The sequence below is a fragment of the Oleiphilus sp. HI0123 genome, from assembly GCF_001635315.1.
The window spans coordinates 1-744 of sequence record NZ_LWGE01000678.1; the positions used below are offsets into that span (position 1 = coordinate 1).

Below are 744 nucleotides of genomic sequence, written 5' to 3' on the forward strand. Positions count from 1 at the left end.
AAGCCGGGAGCAGAGGTCGTCACCTGCATTGGAATCTTGAGGTATTCTCCTTCAACCTCGACCTCACCAAGCCCCTCTATAGACGCAACCGTCTTGGGGTACCTTATTAATGAGGTAATCGCATAGGTATTTCCATCAATCGTAAACTCGGCAACAACATCCATGTCTCCCTGATCGCTCACAGGAATATTGCTGAGGTCATCAAAATGCAAGCTGTATTGCTGGTGAGCATGATTAGAACCGTCATCTGAGCGAATAACACCTTGGTTTTTCGCGACAATCTGTCCACCAACTCGAACTAGCCCCGTGACATGCACAGAGTTACGAGCTTGTATGCCTGTCACATCTGCGACGGCGACAACAGGTTCGCCAGGGTAATAGTTAAACTTAGAGGTCTTGAGAGCAATACGAGGCCCTACCTCTTGTATCTCTCCATCAACGTCATCAAGATTGATCGGTCGACTAGACTGTACGGCCCGATTGGGTAAATACTCAACCAAGTCCTGTTGCTGATGAATCGGGCGCGAAAAAGTAGGGTATTTAATCTCCTGAGCAAAATGAGACGCTATTTGCTGGAAGCGATATTTGACCTCTCGCCCCTCAAAAGGATCATTCCTGTCTTCAATAGCTAAAGGCGCGTCATCGGGAGACATGTTCGCAGTCTCTGCCAAAGACTGAGCTTCAACACCAATGGTTATTTCCTGAATTTTCTTGGGGGTGCCAAGCTTTGACGTTTCCTGTACT

The 744-nt window shown here is 47.7% G+C and carries 1 protein-coding gene; it reads right to left on the bottom strand.

Annotation, left to right across the window (positions count from 1 at the left end; genetic code table 11):
* On the bottom strand, positions 1–744 hold a 744-nt coding region (locus A3761_RS27135; RefSeq protein ID WP_197472883.1), incomplete at both ends, for a hypothetical protein.